Genomic DNA, 22,225 nt, shown 5'->3' with positions numbered 1-22,225 from the left:
CGGCGATGACCGACCCGAACACCACTCATGACGAAGCCCCGCGGGGCGGTATTATCGGCTGGTGGGCGCGGAATTCCGTCGCCGCCAACCTGGTGATGATCATCGCCGTTCTCGGCGGTTTCATCGGCTATACTTCGCTCAACCGCGAAGTCTTCCCGACCGTGTCGGTGAACGGCGCCAGCGTGTCCGTTGCCTGGCCCGGCGCTTCACCGCAGGAAGTCGAAGAACAGATCATCGTCCGAATCGAAGAAGCCCTGTCCGACATGGACGGGATCGAGACCATCACCTCGACGGCCCGCGAAGGCGGCGGCAACATCAATATCGAGGGCAAGCGCTCGGTCGATGTTGGTGAGTTCATTGACGCCATCAAGCTGGAAGTCGACTCGGTCAACAACCTGCCGCAATCAGCCTTCCGCCCGGTTGTGACGCCCTGGCGCTCGCAGGACCAAGTCGTCGGATTTGCCGTGCATGGCAGCCCCGACCGGCGTGAGCTTCAGGCGATCGGGCGCGAGATCCGCGATGAAGTGGCCCAGCTCCCGGGTGCCTCCATCGTCAACATGTGGGCAACCCGCGGCGAAGAAGTGTCCATCGAGGTCTCCGAAGAGACGCTGCGCCGCTATGACCTGACCTTTGACGAGATCGTCCGCGCCGTCCGCTCCAGCTCGCTGAATGCATCGGCGGGGAGCGTGCGAACCGATCTCGGTGATGTGAACATCACCTCGCGCCAGCTCGCCGACACGGCGCCCGAATTCGAGGACATCATCATCCGGCAGACCTCGGACGGCGGTACGCTGCGCGTCCGTGACGTTGCCCGGGTGACGGACGGATTCAACGATTTCAACCTTGAAGCCACCTATAATGGTGAGCCGATGGTGCTGGTGGTCGTCGAGACCTCGCCCAATATCGATGTCGTCGACACCTCACAACAGGTCCGGGACTACATTGATCGCAAGCGCGCCGAACTGCCCGATGGCGTCCACCTGTCGCTGTGGTGGGACAACTCGGAAATGTATACGGGGCGTATGGAGACGATTGCCAAATCGGCCCTGTTCGGCGGCATTCTGGTGCTGATCGTCCTCTTCCTCTTCCTGCGTCCGATCGTGGCGTTCTGGGTGACTGTCGGCATTTTCGTGGCCTTCGGTGGCGCCTTCCTGCTCCTGCCCATGCTCGGCGTGACGCTGAACATGCTGTCCCTGTTCGCCTTCCTGCTGGTGATCGGTATCGTCGTCGATGACGCCATCGTTGTCGGCGAGAACATCCACGACCGCGTCGAACGCGGCGAACCCGGGCTGACGGCCTCGATCGTCGGCACGCAGATGGTGGCCAAGCCGGTGATTTTCGCCGTCATCACCACCATCATGATGTTCTCGCCCTGGATGTTGCTGACCGGTCCGGAAGTCCAGTTCACCCGCCAGATCTCGCTGGTCGTGATCGCGGCGCTGGCCTTCTCGCTGATCGAGTCCCTGCTCATCCTGCCGGCCCACCTGTCGCACATGAAGCCGCAGTCCAATACCGGCCTCTTCGGGCCGCTGATTGCCGTGCAACGGATGATCGCCAACTCGCTGCTGACCTTTGCCCGCGGTGTCTACCGCCCGGTCGCCAAGGCCTGCATCCGCAATCGTTATGCGACCTTCCTCGGCTTCTTTCTTGTCTTCCTGATCTCGATCTTCATGCTGACGACGAACCGCGTCGGCTCGGTCTTCATGCCGCAGATCGAGAATGAGACGATCCAGACCTCGATCACCCTGGCCGAGGGCACGCCCTGGAACCGGACCGAGCAGGTTCGCCAACAGCTTGACCAGGCCCAGGACGAGGCTCTGAGCTACTATCGGGAGCAGTTCCCGGGCGAAGTCGACATGATCGAAAGCCGCTCGACCCTGGCAACCGATGGCCGTATCCGGGCCTGGATCACACTTGCCGATCCGGAAGTCCGCCCCGGCAACCTGCCGACATCAGAAGTCGCGGCCCAGATCCGCGAGTTTCTGGGACCGATCCCGGATGCCGAGGAAATCCGCCTCGACTCCACGATCAATGACGGCGGCAATTCGATGAACTTCGCCCTGTCCGGGCAAAATCTCGACGAATTGCGTGCTGCGGCAGACGATCTGAAAGCCCAACTGCGCAGCTATGACACGCTCTATGACGTCGTCGACTCGATGCAGACCTCGACCGAGGAATTGCAGGTCCGCCTGCGTCCCAACGCCCAGGCACTCGGCCTGACCCTGAATGACGTGACCCGCCAGGTCCGTCAGGCCTTCTGGGGTGAGGAAGTGCAACGCCTGCCGCGTGACGGCCAGGATGTCCGGGTGATGGTGCGCATGGACGAAGCCTCGCGCCGCTCGCTCGACACGCTTCGCGATGTCCGCATCAGGACCGCTGACGGCCGGGAGATCCCGCTGGCAGCTGTCGCCGAGGCGGATTTCGCACCGGGCCTCAACCGGATCAACCGCCGCAACGGCATGCGGACCATCACGGTCAGTGCCGAACTGTCTGACCCGGCAGCCCGCGGCGACGTCAATACCAGTCTCAACGAGAACTACTGGGAGACCTTCGAAGCCCGCTTCCCGCACGTCTCGCGCGACGAGATCGGCCAAGCCGAAGGTGAGCGCGAATTCATGGCCGAAGTCATGGTCCTGCTGCTCTTCGCGCTGATCTCGATGTATCTGCTGCTGGCGATCGCCTTCCGCAGCTACTTCCAGCCGATCGTGATCATGATCGCGATCCCGTTCTCGCTGACCGGCGCCATTTTCGGGCACTATATGTTCGACATGCCGATCGCCCTCTTCTCCTACTTCGGAGTGGGCGCCGCGGCTGGCGTCGTGATCAACGACAACCTGGTGCTGATCGACTTCGTCAACCGGCTGCGGGCCAATGGCGTCGGGGCTTTCCAAGCGCTGGTCGATGCCGGTGTGCAGCGTTTCCGCCCGATCCTGTTGACCTCGGTCACCACCTTCCTCGGGATTTTCCCGATGATGGCCGAGCGCTCGACCCAGGCGGAATTCCTCAAGCCGATGGTCGTCGCCCTGGGTTTTGCGGTCATCTTCGCGCTCTTCCTGACACTGGTGATGGTTCCGGCCATGTACGCGATCGGCGTCGACATCGCCCGCTTCTTCCGGATGATGTGGACGGGCCAGAAACAGCCGGCCCTTGGCGAGCATTATACCGACACCGATTTCGCCCATGGCGAACGGCCCGGCCATCTCGACCATTCGCCTGCCGAATAATTGGCGTCAAAACGCCCCGCGTTGTATCTAGCGCGGGGCGTTTTTGCGTCTTGGACAATGAAACAAGGGGATCATCGCATGAAAAAGCTCTTGCTGAGCACCGCCGTGCTGGCGCTTACCGTGGCCTGCCAACCGGCACCATCCAATGACACGACCGCCGAAAACACGCATACAGCCACCACCGGCAGCCCGGAAATCGGCGCCTGGGGCTTTGACCTGACGGGCATGGATACCAGTGTCGTGGCCGGCAATGATTTCTATCGCTACGCCAATGGCGCCTGGCTCGACCGCACCGAAATTCCGGCCGACCTGACCAATTACGGCATGTTCACCGAGCTCGCACTTGAAGCCGAGGAACAGGTCCAGGACATCATTCTGGAACTGGCGGCCCTCGACGCTGCGAACGGCTCGATCGAACAAAAGGTCGGCGATCTCTATGGCAGCTGGATGGACACCTCGACCATTGACCAGCTCGGCCTGGCGCCGGCCCAGCCTTATCTCGACGAGATCGCGGCAGCCCAGACCCATGCCGACATCAATGCCCTGTTCGCGACGATCCATCACCAGTCGCCCTACGGCGTCGGCATCATCCCCGATCCGGCCGACACCACCCGCTACACGGTCTTTGTCGGCCAAGGCGGGTTAGGCCTGCCGGACCGCGACTTCTACCTGGTCGAGGAAAACCAATCGATCCGCGATGCCTATCTGGCCTTCATTGCCCAGATCTTCGATCTGGCCGGCATCGAGGACGGAGCCGCCAAGGCACAGTCGATCTTCGATCTGGAAATGCGTCTCGCCGAGTCCCATTGGACCCAGGCCGACAGCCGCAACATCCAGAAGATCTACAACCCCATGCCGATGGCGCAGCTTGCCAGCCTCGCGCCCCAGCTGAACTTCGAAGCGGGCATGGAACAGCTTGGTCTTGATGGCGTCGCCACCTATCTGGTCGCCCAGCCGAGTGCCATTGAAGCGGCCGGCGCAATCTTCGAGGAAACGCCGGTTGATGTGTGGCAGGACTACATGACCTTCCACTTCATCCGCTCGAATGCCGGCGCACTGCCGGAAGCATTCGACGCCGCCAATTTCGCCATGTTCGGCACCACGCTGAACGGCGCCGAGGAGCAGCGGCCGCGCGATCGCCGCGGCGTCAACCTGGTCGGTGGCCAGCTGGGCGAGGCCGTCGGCCAAGTCTATGTCGAACGTCATTTCCCGCCGGAGTCCAAAGCGGCGATGGAAGACCTCGTGGCCAATCTCACTGTTGCCTTTGAGGGCCGCCTCGAAGCGCTGGACTGGATGGATGACGAGACCCGGGCCAATGCACTGCAGAAGCTCTCCACCTTCGAGCCACGCATTGGTTATCCCGACGAATGGCAGGACTATTCGGCACTGGAAATCCAGGCCGACGACCTGTTTGGCAACCTCTTCCGCCTGACCGAATTCGAGTGGAATGAGCAAATCGCCGACCTCGCGGGTCCGGTCGATCGCAATGCCTGGCCTTACCCGCCGCAAACGGTGAATGCGTCGTACAATCCGCTGATGAACCAGATCACCTTCCCGGCCGGCATCCTGCAGCCGCCCTTCTTTGATCCCAATGCTGACGCGGCGATCAATTACGGCGGTATCGGTGCCGTGATCGGCCACGAAATCGGCCATGGCTTTGACGATCAGGGCCGCCGCTTCGATCATGACGGTTCGATCCGGGATTGGTGGAGCGAGGCCACCAATGAGCGTTTCGAAGAACGGGCCGACGTGCTGGAAGCCCAGTATTCCGGCTATTCCCCGGTTGAAGGTCGCTTCGTCAATGGTGAGTTCACCATGGGTGAAAATATCGGCGACCTGGGCGGTCTGCAGATGGCCTACACGGCCTATCAGCGTCACCTCGATGCCTGCTGCGATGGTGAAGCCCCGGTGATCGACGGCTTCACCGGCGAGCAGCGCTTCTTCCTCGCCTGGGCCCAGGTCTGGCGTCGCCTGTATCGGGAAGAAAACCTGATCAACCGCCTGGCGACTGACCCGCACAGCCCGTCGCAATACCGGACCAATGGCGTCGTTCGCAATCTGGACGTCTGGTACGAGGCCTTCGGCGTCACCGAGGACAATGACCTCTACCTGCCACCGGAAGAGCGTGTCTCGATCTGGTAGGTTCACACCTGACCGTATGAAACGGCCCGGCGGAAACGTCGGGCCGTTTTGTTACAGGGCTGTAAGACATGTCTCCCGCGTATTGCGCCGCCGCCCTATCGCACTAGTGTTTCCGCCAATGAAATCGCTCTGAGGGGAAACACCATGAAAAAGCTTCTGCTGACCAGCGCCTGCGTGGCGCTGATGGCGGCCTGCTCGCCGACCAGCGAGACGCCGGATACTGCCAACGATACGACCGCGTCCCAGGACACCGCCGCGATGCCGGCCGGCTCGCCGGACCTCGGCACATGGGGTGTCGAGATTGAATACGTCTCCGAGACCGTGGCTCCGGGCGATGACTTCAATCGCTATGTCAATGAAGGCTGGCTGGACACGACCGAGCTGCCGCAGGGCTTCTCGTCCTTTGGCGGTTTCACCGAGCTCTATCTGCGGTCGGAAGAACGCGTGGAAGGCATCATCCAGGAGGCGGTCGCTGCCAACGCCGAGGCCGGCACCCTGCAACAGCAGGTCGGCGATCTCTACGCCTCCTACATGGACACCGATACGCTTGAGGCGCGCGGTCTGGAGCCGGCACGGCCGATGCTCAACACCATCGCGCAAGCGCAATCACATGACGACATCGCCACGCTGATGGGCAGCCCCGGCACGGCTTCGATCTTCGGCGCCGGCGTCGGCCGCGACCCGGGCAATCCCCAGCGCTACATCGTCTCGGTCAGCCAGAGCGGTCTCGGCCTGCCGGACAAGTCCTATTACGAGCGCGATGACGAGACCTTCGTCGGCTATCGCGACGCCTATGTGGCCTACATGACCGACGTGTTCGACATGATCGGCATGGACAATGCGGCCGAGCGGGCCCAGGGCGTGCTCGATCTGGAAACGCGCATCGCACAAATCCATTGGACGCGCGCAGAGAGCCGTGACCGGGTTCGCACCTATAACCTGGTGGGCATGGACGATCTGACCGCTTCGGCGCCGGGCTTCCCCTGGCAGGCCTTCATGACGGCGCTCGAATTTGACGGCGAGAGCGAAGTCGTGGTCCGTCAGGACACGGCGATCCAGTCGCTGGCCACATTGTTCACGGAAATCCCGGTCGAGGCCTGGCAGGACTATCTCAGCTTCCGCTACATGTCCTCGAACCAGAACCTTCTGACGCCGGAATTCTACGAGCGTTCCTTCGACTTCTACAGCCGCACCCTGCGGGGCACCGAACAGCCGCGCGAGCGCGATCGCCGGGGCATCCAGTATGTCAACGGCAATCTCGGCCAGGCCATCGGCCAGATCTATGTCGACCAATACTTCCCGCCCGAGCACAAGGCGCAGATGGAAGAACTCGTCGAGTATCTGCGTCGTGCCCTGCGCGAGCGCATCGAGACGCTCGAATGGATGGATGACGAGACCCGCATCGAAGCCTTCGACAAGCTTGAGAAATTCCTGCCCAAGATTGGCTATCCGGACATCTGGCCGGACTATTCCGAGATTGAAATCCGGGCCGATGACCTGTTCGGCAATTCCGAGCGGATCGCGGCGTGGTTCCGGGCCGACAACCGCGCCCGCCTCGGCAGCCCGATCCGCGAGTGGGAATGGTTCATGTCGCCGCAAACGGTGAATGCCTACTATTCATCGACCGCCAACGAGATCGTCTTCCCGGCTGCCATCCTGCAGGGTCCCTTCTTCGACCCCTATGCCGACGCGGCCGTGAACTTTGGCGGCATCGGCGCCGTGATCGGCCACGAAATGGGCCATGGTTTCGACGACCAGGGCAGCCAGTCCGACGGTGACGGCGTCCTGCGCAACTGGTGGACTGATGACAGCGCCGAGAACTTCAATGCCCTCACCGACCAGATCGTCGCCCAGTATAATGGCTTCTCGCCGGTCGAAGGCCAGACGGTCGACGGCTCGCTGACGCTGGGTGAGAACATCGGTGATATCGGCGGTCTGTCGATGGCACACCGCGCCTACCAGATGTATCTGGCCGACAATGGCGGCGAAGCGCCAGTGCTCGACGGCTTCACCGGTGATCAGCGCTTCTTCATGGCCTGGGCACAGGTCTGGCGGAATGTGCGCACCGAGGACAGCCTGCGCGCGCAGCTCCTGTCCGACCCGCACAGCCCGGCCCAGTACCGCATCAATGGCGTCGTCCGAAACAATGACGCCTGGTACGAGGCCTTTGGCGTGACCGAGGACCACGAACTCTATCTGGCCCCGGAAGAACGCGTCTCGATCTGGTAGGGTTTAACCCTAAACCCACGAAACGGCCCGGCGCTCGCGTCGGGCCGTTTTGCATTGCGGAAGCTTAATCAATCCCCCATCGGCGCGACGCCTGCCCGATTCCAATTTTGCGGCGTCTGAAACCGTTTTTCGGGGGTAACTGATGAAACACATCCTGCGCGCCGGCGTCGCCGGCATTGCCTTGTCACTCACCGCTCTTGGTCCCACCCTGGCGCAAGACGCCATTCTCGGGGACTGGGGTGTCGAAACCGCCCATGTCAGCGACACGCTGAACCCGGGCGATGACTTCTTCCGCTACGTCAATGAGGGCTGGCTCGACACGACCGAGATCCCGGCAGGCTTTTCTTCCTACACCGCCTTCCACGAGCTTTATCTGCAATCGGAAGAACGGATCGAGGGCATCATTCGCGACAGTGCCGCTGCCCACGCGCCGGCCGGAACACTCGCCCAACAAGTGGGCGACCTCTACGCGTCCTACATGAATGTCGACGCGATCAACGCGCTCGGGATTGATCCGGTCCGTCCAGGTCTGGCGCCGATCACCGATGCCGACAGTCATGACGACATTGCTGCCGTAATGGGGATGCTCGGTCATGCCTCGATCTTCGGCACGTCGGTGCAGCGAGACGAAGGTGATCCGAGCCATTACATCCTGTATCTCAACCAGGGCGGCTTGCACTTGCCGACGCGCGATTATTACCTGCTGGAAGATGAGCGCTTCGTCGAATATCGCGCCGCCTACCGCGCTTATATCGCCGACGTGTTCGGCTTCCTCGGGCTGGATGATGGCGAAGCGCGCGCCGACCGCATCATCGCGCTGGAAACCGCGATGGCGAATGTCCACTGGACCCCGGCCGAGAGCCGCGACCGTGTCGCCACCTATAATCCGACATCGCTGGCCGAGTTGCGCGAACTGGCGCCGGGCTTTGACTGGGATGCCTTCTTCGAAACGGCCGACTATGCCGACCAGGAGAATTTCATCGTCTCCCAAACGTCCGCGATTACTGGCCTGGCTGCCGTCTTCGCTGACACGCCAGTCGAGACCTGGCGGGATTACCTGACCTTCGCCTACGTCAATTCGAACACCAATCTTCTGTCCGAGGAAATCTACAACCGCTCCTTCGACTTCTGGGGCCGGACGATGAGCGGCGCCCAGGAGCCGCGCCCCCGGGACCGCCGCGCGATCCAGTTCGTCAATGGCAATCTGGGCCAAGCGATCGGCCAGATCTATGTCGAGCAATACTTTCCGCCCGAGCACAAGGAACAGATGGACGAACTCGTCGACTATCTGCGCCGCGCGTTGGAAGAGCGGATCGAGACCCTCGAATGGATGGATGCCGAGACCCGCACCGAAGCGCTCGACAAGCTCGACAAATTCCTCCCCAAGGTTGGCTACCCCGAGGTTTGGCCGGACTATTCCGAGATCGAAATCCGGTCCGACGACCTGTTCGGCAATGCCTGGCGCATCAATGCCTGGTTCCGCGCTGACAGTCGCGATCGGCTGCGCGGGCCGATCCGCGACTGGGAGTGGGGCATGTCACCGCAAACGGTGAATGCCTATTACAACTCCACCGGCAACCAGATCGTCTTCCCGGCGGCCATCCTGCAACCGCCCTTCTTTGATCCGAACGCCGACCCGGCAGTCAATTTCGGCGGTATCGGCGCCGTGATCGGTCACGAGATCGGGCATGGCTTTGACGATCAGGGCAGCCAGTCCGACGGCGATGGCGTGTTGCGGAACTGGTGGACCGAATCCAGCCGCGAACAGTTCGATGCCCGTACCGACCGGATCATTGCCCAGTACGAGCAATTCTCGCCGATCGAGGGCATGCATGTCGACGGGCAGCTGACCCTTGGTGAAAACATCGGAGATATCGGCGGCCTGTCCATGGCCCACCGGGCCTATCAGATGTATCTGGCCGATCACGGCAATGAAGCGCCGGTACTGGACGGCTATACCGGCGAGCAACGCTTCTTCATGTCCTGGGCCCAGGTCTGGCGCGTGATCCAACTCGACGATGCCGCGCGCAGCCAACTCCTGTCCGACCCGCACAGTCCGGGCCAATACCGGGCCAATGGCGTCGTGCGCAACATGGATGCCTGGTACGAGGCGTTCGGCGTCACCGAGGACAATGACCTCTATTTGCCACCGGAAGAGCGCGTCTCGATCTGGTAGGCCTGAGGATGAACTGACGAAACGGCCCGGCATCACAGCCGGGCCGTTTTGCATCCGGCGCCTTGCCATGTTTCACCAAAACCGGTCCTATCCGCCAACAAGAACCATTCTCGGGGGAATTCATGGACGCCGAAACCGCGCCGCTCTTCAGCAATGACGCGATCATCATGGGCCTGCTTGCCGTCCTGCTCGGCGCCGTATTCTGGACCTCCAACCTCGACAACAAGCTGGCCAAGGGCTTCTACCGGATTTTTCCGCCCCTGCTGCTTTGCTACTTCCTGCCCTCGCTGTTGAACCTGTTCAACATTGTCGATCCGGAAGCCTCGCAGACCTATTTCGTCGCCTCACGCTATTTGCTGCCCGCCGCGCTGGTCCTGCTGACCATGTCGGCCGACCTGCCGGCGACCTTCAAGCTCGGCCCCAAGGCGCTGATCATGTTCTTCACCGGTACGATCGGCGTCGTGCTGGGCGGCCCGGTCGCGCTTTTCATTGCCAGCATCCTCTTCCCCGACCTGATCGGTGTGACCGGTCCGGATGCGGTCTGGCGCGGCATGTCGACCGTGGCCGGCACCTGGATCGGTGGCGGTGCCAACCAGGCCGCCATGTATGAATTCTTCGGCGTCGGAAGCGAGGTCTACTCGGCCTGGATCGCGGTCGACATCATCGTCGCCAATATCTGGATGGCCTTCCTTCTGCTTGGTGTCGCCAACGCCAAGCGCATCGACAAGGCGCTGAACGCCGACAGCCGTTCGGTCGATACACTGCGCGAAAAGGCCGAGGGTTTCGAGAAGACCCATGCCCGGATACCCGAGCTCAAGGACCTGATGATCATCCTCGCCTTCGGCCTTGGGGCCATGGGCCTGTCCCATATCGTCGCTGACTTCATGGGGCCCTGGGTCGGAGCCAACTTCCCGGGCTTGGCGGACCTCGGGCTTAACTCAGGTTTCTTCTGGCTAATGCTGTCGGCCACGGTGATCGGGGTCGCGCTGTCCTTTACCAAGGCGCGCAAGCTGTCAGGTGTCGGCTCCATGAAGGTCGGTTCGGTCTTCATCTATGTGCTGGTCGCCACCATCGGCATGCGCATGGACATCACGGCGATCTTCCGCAACACGGAGTTCTTCGTGATCGGCATCATCTGGATGCTTGTCCACGTCGCGCTGCTGTTGCTCGTCGCGTGGCTGATCAAGGCCCCCACCTTCTTCATCGCGGTCGGCTCGAAGGCAAACATTGGCGGCGCGGCCTCGGCGCCGGTCGTCGCAGCGGCCTTCCATCCATCCCTGGCACCGGTCGGCGTGCTGCTGGCGGTCGTTGGCTACATCGTCGGCACCTGGGCCGCCATGATGACCGGCTACTTGATGATGTTCATGATGGGCGCCAGCGTAACCCCTTGAGTTGAAAACACCTCTTCCATTTCCCCTGAGGGTTGAAAATACCGTCTGACGCGTATTATTTCTTAACGACACCCCTTGTTTCCGTTAACCTTATTTAATCGAGGGGCGGATCAGCGTGCCTTCAGCGAATTCCTAGGGGGGATGCAAGATGAAACACCAACTCCTGTGCGCCAGTGCCATCACACTGCTGACCGCGTCGACCGCGTTTGCCGGTGATACCGAATGGTTCCCGCCGGATCCGCCAACCACCGCCGCCACCGGCGAGTGTTACGCCCGCGTGCGGATCGCGCCGGAATATGATGTCTATTCCGAGCAGGTCACCACCCAAGACTCCTACGAGCGCTACAATGTGGCGCCGCCGAGCCTGCGTGACGAGTATCGCGAATATATCTCGCGCGAAGCCGGCATGCGCTACATCGTGCACGAGCCGGTCTACGAAACGGTCACCGAAACCGTCCAGGTCCGCCCGGCCTATGTCGAGTATGAAGTCGTTCCGGCCACCCATGACACCGTGACCGAGACCATCCTTGTGCGCGAACCGCGCATGGTCTGGCGTCGCGGCTACGTGCCCGGTGCATCGATGACGCGCTTTGACAGCGAGACCGGCGAAGTGTGGTGCCTGGTGGAAGAAGCCGGCGAATACCAGACCGTGACCCGCAACATCGTGGTCTCGCCGGCCAATATCCGTGAGATCAACCATCCCGCCGAATACGCCCAGATCACCCGCGATGTCCTTGTTCAGGAAGCGCGCATCGAGGAAATCCCGATCGCCGAGGAACGCGACACCTATCGCATCGAAGTCCTCGACCAGCACGCGACCGTCGACAGCCATGTCGTCCCGGTCGAAACCCAGACGGTGACGCGCTACTCGCTGCGCACCGAAGAGCGTTGGGAATGGCGCCTGGTCGACTGCGAAGAGATCAATCTTCCCGGTCACAACCCGCCAATGAGTTCGGAAATCCCGCCGGTCGCTTCGCGGCAGGCCGCGCCGTCGAGCCAGGGCAACACCTATCTCTACGGCACCGACATGCCGGCCGATGGCAATGCCTATTCGGAAGAAGTGCCGGTGGCGCAGGCGTCCTATTCCTCGTCCCGCTCGTCGTCGCGTTCGACCCGGCGCCAGCGCTGATCAACAGACGAAGACTGGACACGGGCGCAAGCCCGGAGACAATGAAATGGCGCGGAGCGATCCGCGCCATTTCTTTTTGTGCGCCGGGATCGGAGTTCGCGTGTCTGACTACATGATCGGTTATGGCAGCCTGCTTTCAAGTTATAGCCGCCGCACCTACTCGAAGATCGAGAGCGTCATTCGTCCGGTTGTCGCCACCGGCTGGCGACGCGGCTGGACCGTGCGCTATGGTGACGAGGCGGCGACCTATGCCGGCGTGAGGCAGGCGCCCGGACAGGTCCTGCATGCCGCCCTCGTCCCGACCCGCATCACCGCGGAGCTGCGCCATCGCGAGCGCGGCTATGTTTTCACAGAAGTCGACCCGGCGACCGTCCACCCGGCCGGGTCGGACAAATCCGCCCTGCCCGACGGGCGCTACTGGATCGTCGTCAATCGCGAACAGCTCCGCGCCGACAGTGCCCATCCAATCCCGCAAACCTATGTCGATACCTGCCTGGCCGGCTGCCTGGAAACGGGTGGCGAAGCCCGCGCCAGGGCTTTTATCGAAGCGACGGAGCTCTGGGATGCACCCTGGGTCAATGATCGTGACAGCGCCGCACCGCTCTATCCGCGACGCACACCGCTGGACGCCGGCGATCGCGCGTTGGTCGATCGGCTGCTATTGGCCTGCGGTGTCCTGAAATACCGACAACCGGTCTGATCGGCCATAAACTGTCAGGCTTCGACCAGTTGGATGTCCCGCGGATCAAGGCCGGTCTCCCTGAAAACCCGCACCATGTCCCGCGCCACCCGGAAGGGGGCGTCAAAGCGGTCCTGCGGATCGGGTATTTCGGTCAAGTCCTCGCTCGCCGGACGGAAAGTCCGTTCATCAAGCAGGCCGGTGGGCCAGATGCTACTGTCCTCGACCGGGTCACCGGCCCAGTGCCAAGCCCCCGTCGCCGGGTCGCGGTCGTAGAAACCGGCGAAGAATTCAGCGTTTTCGGCCAGGAAGCAGACGGCGTCGATGAGATAATCGATTTCCGCCTCCGACATGATCCAGTGCAGGCTCACCCGGCACCAGCCCGGACGGGCACCGACATCGCCCGCCAGGACGCGGGTGCGGATGTCCTGCGTGGTATCCGCGTCAATTCCCAGCAGGTGATGGCCATAGGGACCCGCACACGAACAGCCGGCGCGGGACTGAATTCCGAACAGGTCATTGAGCAACAGGGTCACCAGGCGCGGCTCCACGAGATCGCCATCGGCCTTGCGCAGATTGAAAGCGACAATGCCCAGACGGCGAGCCGGCAATTGCGGCCCCAGCACGTCGATCCGGTCATTGCAGCACCAGTGTGAAAAGGCACGCTCCAGTGCGTCATGCTCGCGCCCCGAAATGACGTCGAACCCGATCTCACTCTGGATCTGCAAGGCCAGCGCTGCCCGGACCAGTTGTGGCAGTCCCGGCGTGCCGGCGCGTTCACGCGCTTCGATCCCCTCGAGGAAATCATGCCCGTCCTGCCAGACATAGCGCACCGTGCCACCGGCACTCTGGGTTGGCGGCAGGTCGCGCCGGTAAAGGCGTTCGTTGAAAACCAGGATGCCGCAGGCGCCCGGACCACCGACAAACTTGTGCGGCGAGAAATAGACCGCGTCGATCGCCGCATCGGGGTCGAGTTCCGGATGCATATCGATCCGCTGATAGGGCGCGCTGGCGGCGCAATCGAGACACAGGATCGCGCCGGCGGCATGCAGGCAATGGGCCAGGCTGGCAATATCGGTGCGGATGCCGGTGACGTTCGAGGCGGCCGAGAAGGCGCCAATCTTCCGCCACCCGTCAAAGCGCGGATCGGCCAATGCCTCGGTCAGCGCCGCGAGGTCGATCCCGCCGGCCGTGTCGAGTCCGATCGGCACGACTTCGGCCAGACTGTCGCGCCAACTCAACTCGTTGGAGTGATGCTCATAGGGCCCGACAAACACGACGGTCTTGACCTTTGCCCCCTGCGACAGCCCCAGTCCGGACCGACTGGCCGGGGCGACGGCGAGGCCGAGAATTTCCTGCAGCTTGTGGATCGCCCCCGTGGCGCCGGCAGCACACGGCAGCAGACAGTCATCCGGCGCCGCATTGACGGCGCGGCGAATGACAGACTCGGCCTGACGCATCCAGCGATTGCTGGCCCGCCCGGTCGCGCTGTCCTCGGTATGCGGATTGGCATAGTCCGCCATCATGCGCTCGACCTGCGTTTCGACATGACGCATCGCCCGTCCGGACGCCGTATAGTCGGCATAGAGGAAGGGCTTGCTGCCGAAAGGCGTCGCCAACATCCGCTCCGCGCCTATCATCCCACGGCGGGCAGCCTCAATGCGAGCAGCGGTTCTCGACGGATGGGACATGCGCGACTCCTGACAATGAGCCGCTATACAAACATCTGACCAGGGGCGATAATCACCAAAGTTCAGCTATACTGGGTTCGAATGATGGTGAAATTCACCTCGATGGAGATAACGCATGGTGTTTGATGACCATGATCGCCGCTTGCTACGGGCCGTACAAAAGGACTCCGACCGGACAGTCCAGGAACTCGCCGACCTGATCGGGTTGAGCGCAACCCCGACGGCCCGACGTTTAAAGCGTCTGAGCGAGGCCGGCGTCATTCGCAAACACGTCGCGCTGCTCGATCCGGAAGCGCTGGATCTGCAAGCGACACTCTTCGTCACTGTGCGGACCAGCCATCATGATGCCGACTGGCTGAAACGTTTTGCCGACGGCGTGGCGCGCATGCCGGAAGTGGTGGAGTTCTACCGTCTGAGTGGCGATATCGACTATCTCATCAAGCTCTGCCTGCCGGATGTGCGCGCCTATGACGAAGCCTACAAGAAGCTGATCGCGATCGCGCCACTGTCCGATGTCAGTGCCAGTTTCGCCATGGAAGCGATCAAGAACACCACCGAATTGCCGGTCTGACCCAAGCCAAGCCTTGCATGCCTGCCGGGTCTGTTTGAAGCTGCCGCCTCGCCGCCCGCGTTTCGGGCACCCGCACCGCCGCCCTCTGACGAGCCATCATGACAATCCCCCAAACCGCCGCTCCCGGAACCGACAGCTATCGCAATGTCGCGGCAATCGTCATTGCCCTCGCCATCCTGCAGACGGCCCTCGGCGGTCTTTCGGTGGTCGGCCCGCTGACCTTGTTGTCGCAGGGCGCTGCGCCAATGAAGATCGGTGCGATCGTATCGGCCTATGCGCTCGGCTTCCTGCTCGGCGCCCGCTTGGCGCCACGCGAGATCATGCAGATCGGCCATATCCGCGCCATCGCCGGTTTCGCCGCGGCGGCCTCGCTCGGCGCTGCCTCGCTTTACATCAGCGGCGCGATGGCCTGGTGGATGCTGGTGCAATTCATCATCGGACTGTGCGTGGCCGGCTTCCTGGCCTCCGGGGAAAGCTGGATCGCCGACGCCGCGCCGAGCCAGAGCCGCGGCGCCATCCTCGGCTTCTACCTTGTCACGTCCAAGCTCGGCTTCATGGCCGGCCCGTTTCTGGTCGCCGGCGCGCCGACAGGAACTGCGACCGGCTTCCTGATCGTCGCAGCCTTGCTAACCGCCAGCCTGATCCCGGTGTGCGCCACCCGCCGAGCCGAACCCGCCATCCCCACCACCAAACCCTTCAGCCCTCTTAAAATCTGGAGTTTTGCGCCGTCCGCCATCATCGCGGCACTGATCTCGGGGATGGTATCGGGTGCCGTCCTGCAGCTCTACGCGGTCTTCATTCAGGACTTCTCCGCCGCCAGCGTCACCCAGACGGCCGCCCTCTTCAACGCCGCCATGATCGGAGGATCCGTGATCGCGACATGGCCGGCCGGCATGTTGTCGGACCGGATTGACCGGCGCCTTGTCATTGCCGGATTGGCAATCGTGGCAGGTGGCTCAGCGCTGATCCTTGCACTGTTCAGTGGCCTCCTTCCACAGGCCGCAATCTTCGCCATCGCAGCATTATGGGGTGCCGGGGCGCTGTCCTATTACGGGGTAGCAGTGGCCCACGCCGCCGACCGCGCGCCCGAAGGGCAGGCCACCAGCATGATGTCCGGGATTTTGATGGTCTGGGCGCTGGGATCCATGATCGGCCCGCTGGTCGCCAGCGTTGTGATGAGCCTGATAGGGCCGTCGGGCCTGTTTTATTTTGCCGCGACCGCCTTGTTCACCCTGACCGGGCTGATGCTGGTCCGCCGCACCGGGACGCCGCCTGTGCGCAGCGAGGACAAGGCCGACTTCGAGCCCACGGCCACGACCTCGGTTTCCGTGATCGAACTCACGGAAAGGGCCGGCGAGGATCAGGAATTCGCGGCCGACCCTGAAACCGAATTCGGATCAGAGTTCGACACCGAGTTCGAGGACGCCAGCTGGCGCGACTGACGTCGCGCGCCCGTACGGGATATCCAGGCCGCCGGCACTGTCATTGCCAATCGCGAGGTTCACTCGACTGTTTTTAAGTAATTGCAAATTAAATCGACATCGATATTGCACAGTTCGCACCTAGCATAAGCATAATGCCAAGTGAATTTGTAAAAATTTCGCGCACCTGAATTATTTCCTGACCGATAATATATTTTAATCGCACACGCGCCCCTTGATTCGATGCGCATCATCATTATTCCTCTACACGATTAAACTTTGGCGCCGGATGAACTGCGCCCGCAAAAATGGAGAGCTTCCGCTTGATGAAACATGGTCCCCGCCCCACCCGCGTCGCGGCCTTTGTCGCCGAAACCGTCAATGTGCAGCAGATGCAGACGGCCACCGACGCACTTGCCCGCCATAATCGACGCCTTGTCCTGGTATCCGGACAGCAAGCACTGCTGCGCGGCAAAAATGGCGGCACGGAGATCAATTTCGCCGTTGCGGAAACCGTCGCCGATATCGATGAGAGCGCCTATGACGCGCTTGTCCTGCTCGAAGACGCGGTGACCCAGGCCGACAGCGCCAGTGCACTGGCCAAGCTTTTCGCCGACAAGGGCAAGCCGGTGATCGCCCTGAGCGGCAGTGCGACGATCATCGCCGCCATGGCCGGCACCGCGACGCCGACCGACACAACCGCCGCCGCGCTGATCGATGGCAATCTTTACGCCAGCGACGATGCTGACAGCGACTGGAAGATCATCGACGCCGTCGCCGGTCGCATGCAGCGTGAAGCCGCGCCAGCAGCCTGACGCAAACTACCGACGACATGAAAAAGGCCGGGCGCGCTTGCCCGGCCTTTTTCGTGTCTGTTGCCCGCTGTCGTCAGCGGCTATAGGTCAGCACCACCCACTGCTTGGTACGGTCTGCCGGCGAAAGCGGGCTGGACCCGCCTCGATAGTCGGCAAACTGGAATGACAGGCCGACATTGCCCGGCAGGTCGAAATTCAACCAAGCATCCCATTCGCGGCCCAGATCATCGCCATTGCGCTGCGAGGAGAAATCACGGTGCACCGCGCCGATTTCCCAACCGGACAGGAAACCCGCCTCGAGCGTGCCTTCATAGCTGCCTCCAAAGCGCAGATCTTCAAGGCCATCGACCGTCGATTGCGCGCCGCCACCACTGAAGGCATCAGCCCAGCCATGGAAGCTGTGGCCGGAACCCAACGGGGTTGCGATCGTATTGCTGCCATCACCGTCCAGCACGTCATAGCCGAACAGCAATGTCCCGCCGGCGCCAGAGACCCGCACGTCGAAACTTGCGAAACCGAGCTCAAAATCAGCCGTCGATGAGCCATAATCGGATTGGCGGGCCAGCATCGCCGCATAGCTCAGCCGGGCTTCACCAAGCGGCACAGAGCCGGTCAGGCGACCACCCCAGGTCATGTTCGACCGGTCCTGCGGAGCGGCGGGATCGGTGAGATCAATGAAATACGCAAACCCGGTCAGCTCGGCAGAGTCATTGATCGTATAGCCCAGATTGACCAAGTGGCTGTCACTGTCCCAATCGAAATCATCGCCAGGTCCGCGCAGAACCCGGTCGTGATAGACATAGCTGGCGCGCCAGCCGTCCTGACTGAGATCGACACGCACGGCATCATGGGAATTGCGGTCCTGACGCCAGGACGGCGAACCGACGAAACGGTTGCCGTCGAACGACAACAACTGGCGGCCAACGGTGATGCGCGCATGCTCGCTGGCGGCATAGCTCACTTGCAACCGGTTGAGCTCGGTGACGTCATCATCCTTGATCGACGCGTAGGCCGTCTGGCCGTTAAGGCCGGAATTATAAGTGTCCGAGCCGAGGGCAATGACCGACTCGCCTTCAAGCAAAACGGTAAAACCGGCCCATTGCGGCGACTGCCACCCCAAACGGGTTCGCAGCGTCGCCGCCTCCGCATCCAGCTTGCCATCCTGCTCCACCGCCTCATAGCGGGCACGGATGTCGAGCAGGATGGTCCCGGCCTCGTCATCGGCGGCGGCAGCCGGCATGGCGGCAGTGGCAAGCAGCACAGTGGCGGTATTTCGCGTCAGTCGCATCATGGTCGCTCTCCTGCCTCAGGCCGCACGGATGGCGGTCAGGAATTCATCAAACTCGGCCTTCCAGGCCTCGTGCCGGCTGGCCATCTCGGTCGATGCGCTCAACACCGAGCGCGAGACATCATCGGTCTGACGGGTAAATTGCGCGACCTGGTCAACATCAGCGGACGCCCGGCTCGTCCCATCCTGCGCGCGCTGCGCCGACTGGGCAATTTCCGAGGTTGCGACCCGTTGCTGTTCGATCGCCGAGGCCGAAGCCACTGCCAGCTCACCCAATTGCGCGACCGCTTCCAGCGCCTTGGCGGACGAGGCCGTACACGCCTCAGCCGAGCTCTGGATGCCATTGATTTTCTCCGCAATCTGCTGCGTCGCCGACGTGGTCTGCTCGGCCAGGGCCTTGACCTCTGAGGCGACGACCGCAAACCCCTTGCCAGCCTCGCCGGCCCGGGCGGCCTCGATGGTGGCGTTGAGTGCGAGCAAATTGGTCTGCGAGGCGATGGTGTCGATGATTTCAACAATGGCGCCGATCGCGTCAGCTGCCTCTGCCAGTTGGCCGATGACTTCCGCGCTCGACCCGGTTTCGGCGCCCGCCTGCTGCGACAACTCGCTGGTCCGGGTCACCTGGGTCGACACTTCACTGATGGATGCTGCGAGTTCCTCCGAAGCCGCCGCGACGGCCTGGACACTCGACGCCGCATTCGATGCCGCACCGCGGGCTGAATCTGACAGGGTGGCGGCCTCGCCGGACGTCGATTGCATCTGATTGGCCGAGGCCGACAATTGTTCTGATGCCGCCATCACACTGGCCAGAAGCTCACTGGATGCCTGCTCGAACTTGCCAACGGCCTCCTCACGGGCCGCATGGCGGCGCGCTTTCTCCTCAGCCTCCGCCTGTTCGCGCTCGCGGATCGCGTCCGCGGTGCGGAGTGTGTCCTGCAGCGTCGATGTGGCACGCGCGAGATCACCGAATTCGTCGGTCCGCTCGACGCCGATGATATCAACATCCCGGCGACCTTCGGCGAGCGCGCCGACAATGTCGCGTGTCTTGACGACCGAGGCACGGATCGTGCCGCCGATCAGCGAGGTCAGGCCGAACAGGCCGATCGTGGCGATCACGACCGCGATGATCCCGGCCCAGAAAGTCACCGATGCCATGCCGTCAAGGCTTTCCCAAGCCGCATCCAGATCGGCGCGAGCGCCGTCACGAACAGTCTCGATCGCCGTATCCATCCGGTCATCATAATCCGCCAGCTCGACGACGAAGCGGGAAATGCCCTGCTGATCCATGCCGGCAATACCTCGCGCGGCATCACTGATCAGGCGGTGCAATCCTGCATAGTCGGCCCGCACGGCCGATAGCGCGGCATCATACTCTGGCCGCGTCACGATTTGCTCGACCTCAGCCAGCGAGGTTTCAAAGTCTGCCAGATTGCCGCGCGCGGCCTCGATCCGGTCCGCCGTCGGCTCGGCCGCCATCAGATAGGTGTCACGCAACAGGGAGGTCAGGTCTTTTTCAACCGTATTCGCCGCCATCAGACTCAGCGTGGCGTGTCGGGCTTCATCCTCGATACCGGAAACGGCGTTTCGCAACAGTCCGTTTGCAACGACATATCCAAGCAGAAGGACCACGGACGTGGCTGCAAGCAATGCGAGCCGGGCTTTCAGGGAAAGGGCCTGGAGACGGAATGGCATGGGGCTACCTTTTTTGTTCAAGCAAAAGCATGGCCCCAGCTAGCGCGGCAAACCTTAACCATCGGCTGAGATGTGCTGGCTAAAGCGGTGGCGAAAAGGTCATATTATATAAATGCTTATCGGATCGCCTCCGACGAACAGGGTTCATGGACGCCTGGCCACGTCCGATTAGCCTGTCGCGGCAGGACAATCGGTCACATGATGCCGGATTCAGCTTCGCCTTCACCGGCCACCAAGGAATGCGGCACCAAGATCCGCCCCATCGGAGGCGCGGATAACGAACTGCCGTAAGATCGAGGAAATGGCGCACCTTGAGGGATCAGGCTCAACCCCCACAGCCCTGAGCGCGTTCCATGTGAGCATCGACCCCGGCACCGAAATTGGCATCAGGCGCGGGTCGAGCGGAGCGGGAACAAAGAAAGAAATGGCGCGTCTCAGAAGCGCCAACTCGAACACAACGGGTTCGCAAGCGCGTCGGCCGGTCAGGCCGCCCCTTCGGAGACGTCCGCGCAGCGGACTGTCGCGAGATAAAAAATGGCGCACCGGGGAAGATTCGAACTCCCGACCCCCAGATTCGTAGTCTGGTGCTCTATCCAGCTGAGCTACCGGTGCAGACCGTGTCACTCCAAGGCCTCAGCCCCGAAGAGGCGCGGAACCTAGCCCCGGGTTTTGCTGATGGCAAGTCCCCGATTGCGGCAATTGCACAGCGACGTGCAGCACATCTCAATCGCTGGCGGTGCGGGCAGCGTGGACGCCGCGGGCGACGGCGCGGGCAAGGCAGTCGGCAGCGGCGGATCCAAGCCGTGCGAGCGCAATTTCTCCCCCCTCGCCCAGCGGTTTGGCCGCCGTCGACAGCGCAAAAACGACGTCACCATCGAACGGGGTGTGAACCGGGCGGATGGCACGGGCGAGCCCGTCCTGGGCCATGATGGCCAAGCGTTTGGCCTGTGACGGGGTGAGCGCGACATCGGTGGCGACGACGGCAATGGTGGTGTTTTCACGCGGGCCTGGCTGCATCTTGGCGGCGCCCCAGTCTTCGGCGCCGGCCCGCCAGCCAGCGGCCGGGCGGCGACCGCCGAACTCGCTGCCGATCTCATGGGGCCAGGCCCAGTAAACATCGTCGGCGCCAGGCAAGGTGACCGAACCAAAACTATTGACACAGACCAGCGCGGCAACGCGCCCGCCCTCGCCCGACAGTTGGAGACTGGCGCTGCCGGTCCCGCCCGCATGCAAGCCGGCCCGGGCGCCATGGCCGGCGCCGAAAGCGCCCAGCTCGACCTCGTCGGAGACCGCCGCCAGCGCCTGTTTCCCGAGTCTGCGATAGGGCGGCTCCTCACCCCATGCCTTGTCGCCGCCATTGGCGAGATCATAGAGGATGGCCGAGGGAACGACCGGGGATTTGGGTACGCCGGGCATGTCGAACAGGCCGAAACCATCGCCGCGCGCGCCCAGCGCCGCGGCGACACCATCGGCGGCGGCCAGGCCATAGGAGGAACCACCGGACAGCACGATCGCATCGACAGCATCAACCAGGGTGTGACTGGCCAGGGCGTCGGTCTCGCGCGTGCCGGGCCCGCCACCGCGAACATCGACGGCGCAGACCGCACGCTGGTCAGGCAGGATCACGGTCACACCCGTGCGCACCGCTGCATCATGGACCTGTCCGACGCGCAGACCGGCAATATCGGTCAGGCTGTTGCGGGGTGCTGGCATTGACATGACCGGCCTCTTATCTGTGTGTTGTGGGTCCAGTCTGACCGGACATTGCTGAGGGGCA

Annotated in this window: 14 protein-coding genes and 1 tRNA gene; 10 read left to right on the top strand and 5 right to left on the bottom strand. The window is 62.6% G+C overall.

What is annotated here, in order from left to right; translation table 11 throughout:
• The first annotated feature begins 5 nt into the window (after positions 1 to 5).
• The 7 genes from AWH62_RS01875 (at position 6) to AWH62_RS01845 (ending at position 12,991) form a co-directional block, all read left to right on the top strand.
• Positions 6 to 3,224 carry an efflux RND transporter permease subunit gene (locus tag AWH62_RS01875; protein ID WP_075188746.1) on the top strand — a complete coding sequence of 1,073 codons (3,219 nt, stop codon included), beginning with the start codon at positions 6 to 8 and terminating at the stop codon, positions 3,222 to 3,224.
• A gap of 78 nt (positions 3,225 to 3,302) precedes the next feature.
• Complete coding sequence (locus tag AWH62_RS01870) at positions 3,303 to 5,366, top strand: M13 family metallopeptidase (protein ID WP_075188745.1); 2,064 nt, start codon at positions 3,303 to 3,305, stop codon at positions 5,364 to 5,366.
• Positions 5,367 to 5,510: 144 nt separating this feature from the next.
• The gene (locus tag AWH62_RS01865; RefSeq protein WP_075188744.1) at positions 5,511 to 7,595 is read left to right on the top strand and encodes a M13 family metallopeptidase; all 2,085 of its coding nucleotides are present in this window, start codon (positions 5,511 to 5,513) and stop codon (positions 7,593 to 7,595) included.
• A 142-nt stretch (positions 7,596 to 7,737) separates the two neighbouring features.
• Entirely contained in the window at positions 7,738 to 9,771 is a 2,034-nt protein-coding gene (locus tag AWH62_RS01860; protein ID WP_075188743.1) for a M13 family metallopeptidase, read from the top strand.
• A 122-nt stretch (positions 9,772 to 9,893) separates the two neighbouring features.
• Positions 9,894 to 11,162 carry a DUF819 domain-containing protein gene (locus AWH62_RS01855; RefSeq protein ID WP_075188742.1) on the top strand — a complete coding sequence of 423 codons (1,269 nt, stop codon included), beginning with the start codon at positions 9,894 to 9,896 and terminating at the stop codon, positions 11,160 to 11,162.
• Between the two features lie 148 nt (positions 11,163 to 11,310).
• Positions 11,311 to 12,291: a hypothetical protein gene (locus tag AWH62_RS01850; protein ID WP_075188741.1), complete on the top strand. Its 981-nt coding sequence runs from the start codon at positions 11,311 to 11,313 to the stop codon at positions 12,289 to 12,291.
• A gap of 100 nt (positions 12,292 to 12,391) precedes the next feature.
• A complete protein-coding gene (locus AWH62_RS01845) occupies positions 12,392 to 12,991 on the top strand; it encodes a gamma-glutamylcyclotransferase (protein ID WP_143742864.1) in 600 nt (199 codons plus the stop codon).
• A 14-nt stretch (positions 12,992 to 13,005) separates the two neighbouring features.
• Here the strand turns inward: AWH62_RS01845 and AWH62_RS01840 are convergent, their stop codons facing one another.
• The gene (locus AWH62_RS01840) at positions 13,006 to 14,592 is read right to left on the bottom strand and encodes an aminotransferase class V-fold PLP-dependent enzyme (protein ID WP_233128230.1); all 1,587 of its coding nucleotides are present in this window, start codon (positions 14,590 to 14,592) and stop codon (positions 13,006 to 13,008) included.
• A gap of 184 nt (positions 14,593 to 14,776) precedes the next feature.
• On the opposite strand from AWH62_RS01840, the gene AWH62_RS01835 reads away from it, so the two are divergent.
• From AWH62_RS01835 to AWH62_RS01825, 3 genes are all read left to right on the top strand, one after another.
• Positions 14,777 to 15,232 carry an Lrp/AsnC family transcriptional regulator gene (locus tag AWH62_RS01835; RefSeq protein WP_075188739.1) on the top strand — a complete coding sequence of 152 codons (456 nt, stop codon included), beginning with the start codon at positions 14,777 to 14,779 and terminating at the stop codon, positions 15,230 to 15,232.
• Between the two features lie 98 nt (positions 15,233 to 15,330).
• Positions 15,331 to 16,674, top strand: coding sequence for an MFS transporter (locus AWH62_RS01830; protein ID WP_075188738.1), 1,344 nt, complete (start codon positions 15,331 to 15,333; stop codon positions 16,672 to 16,674).
• Positions 16,675 to 16,979: 305 nt separating this feature from the next.
• Positions 16,980 to 17,468 carry a DJ-1/PfpI family protein gene (locus tag AWH62_RS01825; RefSeq protein ID WP_158025534.1) on the top strand — a complete coding sequence of 163 codons (489 nt, stop codon included), beginning with the start codon at positions 16,980 to 16,982 and terminating at the stop codon, positions 17,466 to 17,468.
• Positions 17,469 to 17,541: 73 nt separating this feature from the next.
• On the opposite strand, the gene AWH62_RS01820 is transcribed toward AWH62_RS01825, so the two are convergent.
• From AWH62_RS01820 to AWH62_RS01805, 4 genes are all read right to left on the bottom strand, one after another.
• On the bottom strand, positions 17,542 to 18,759 hold the full coding sequence (locus tag AWH62_RS01820) for an alginate export family protein (RefSeq protein WP_075188736.1): 1,218 nt from the start codon (positions 18,757 to 18,759) through the stop codon (positions 17,542 to 17,544).
• A gap of 15 nt (positions 18,760 to 18,774) precedes the next feature.
• Complete coding sequence (locus AWH62_RS01815) at positions 18,775 to 20,448, bottom strand: methyl-accepting chemotaxis protein (protein ID WP_075188735.1); 1,674 nt, start codon at positions 20,446 to 20,448, stop codon at positions 18,775 to 18,777.
• A gap of 535 nt (positions 20,449 to 20,983) precedes the next feature.
• Positions 20,984 to 21,060, bottom strand: a tRNA-Arg gene (locus AWH62_RS01810).
• A 111-nt stretch (positions 21,061 to 21,171) separates the two neighbouring features.
• Positions 21,172 to 22,167 (bottom strand): P1 family peptidase, encoded by a 996-nt coding sequence (locus tag AWH62_RS01805; protein WP_075188734.1) that lies wholly within the window; start codon positions 22,165 to 22,167, stop codon positions 21,172 to 21,174.
• Positions 22,168 to 22,225 lie beyond the last annotated feature (58 nt).

Source organism: Maricaulis sp. W15 (assembly GCF_001924955.1).
Lineage (GTDB): Bacteria > Pseudomonadota > Alphaproteobacteria > Caulobacterales > Maricaulaceae > Maricaulis > Maricaulis maris.
Note: the sequence above shows the minus strand (reverse complement) of the source record. Positions and strands in the feature narration are given on the sequence as shown.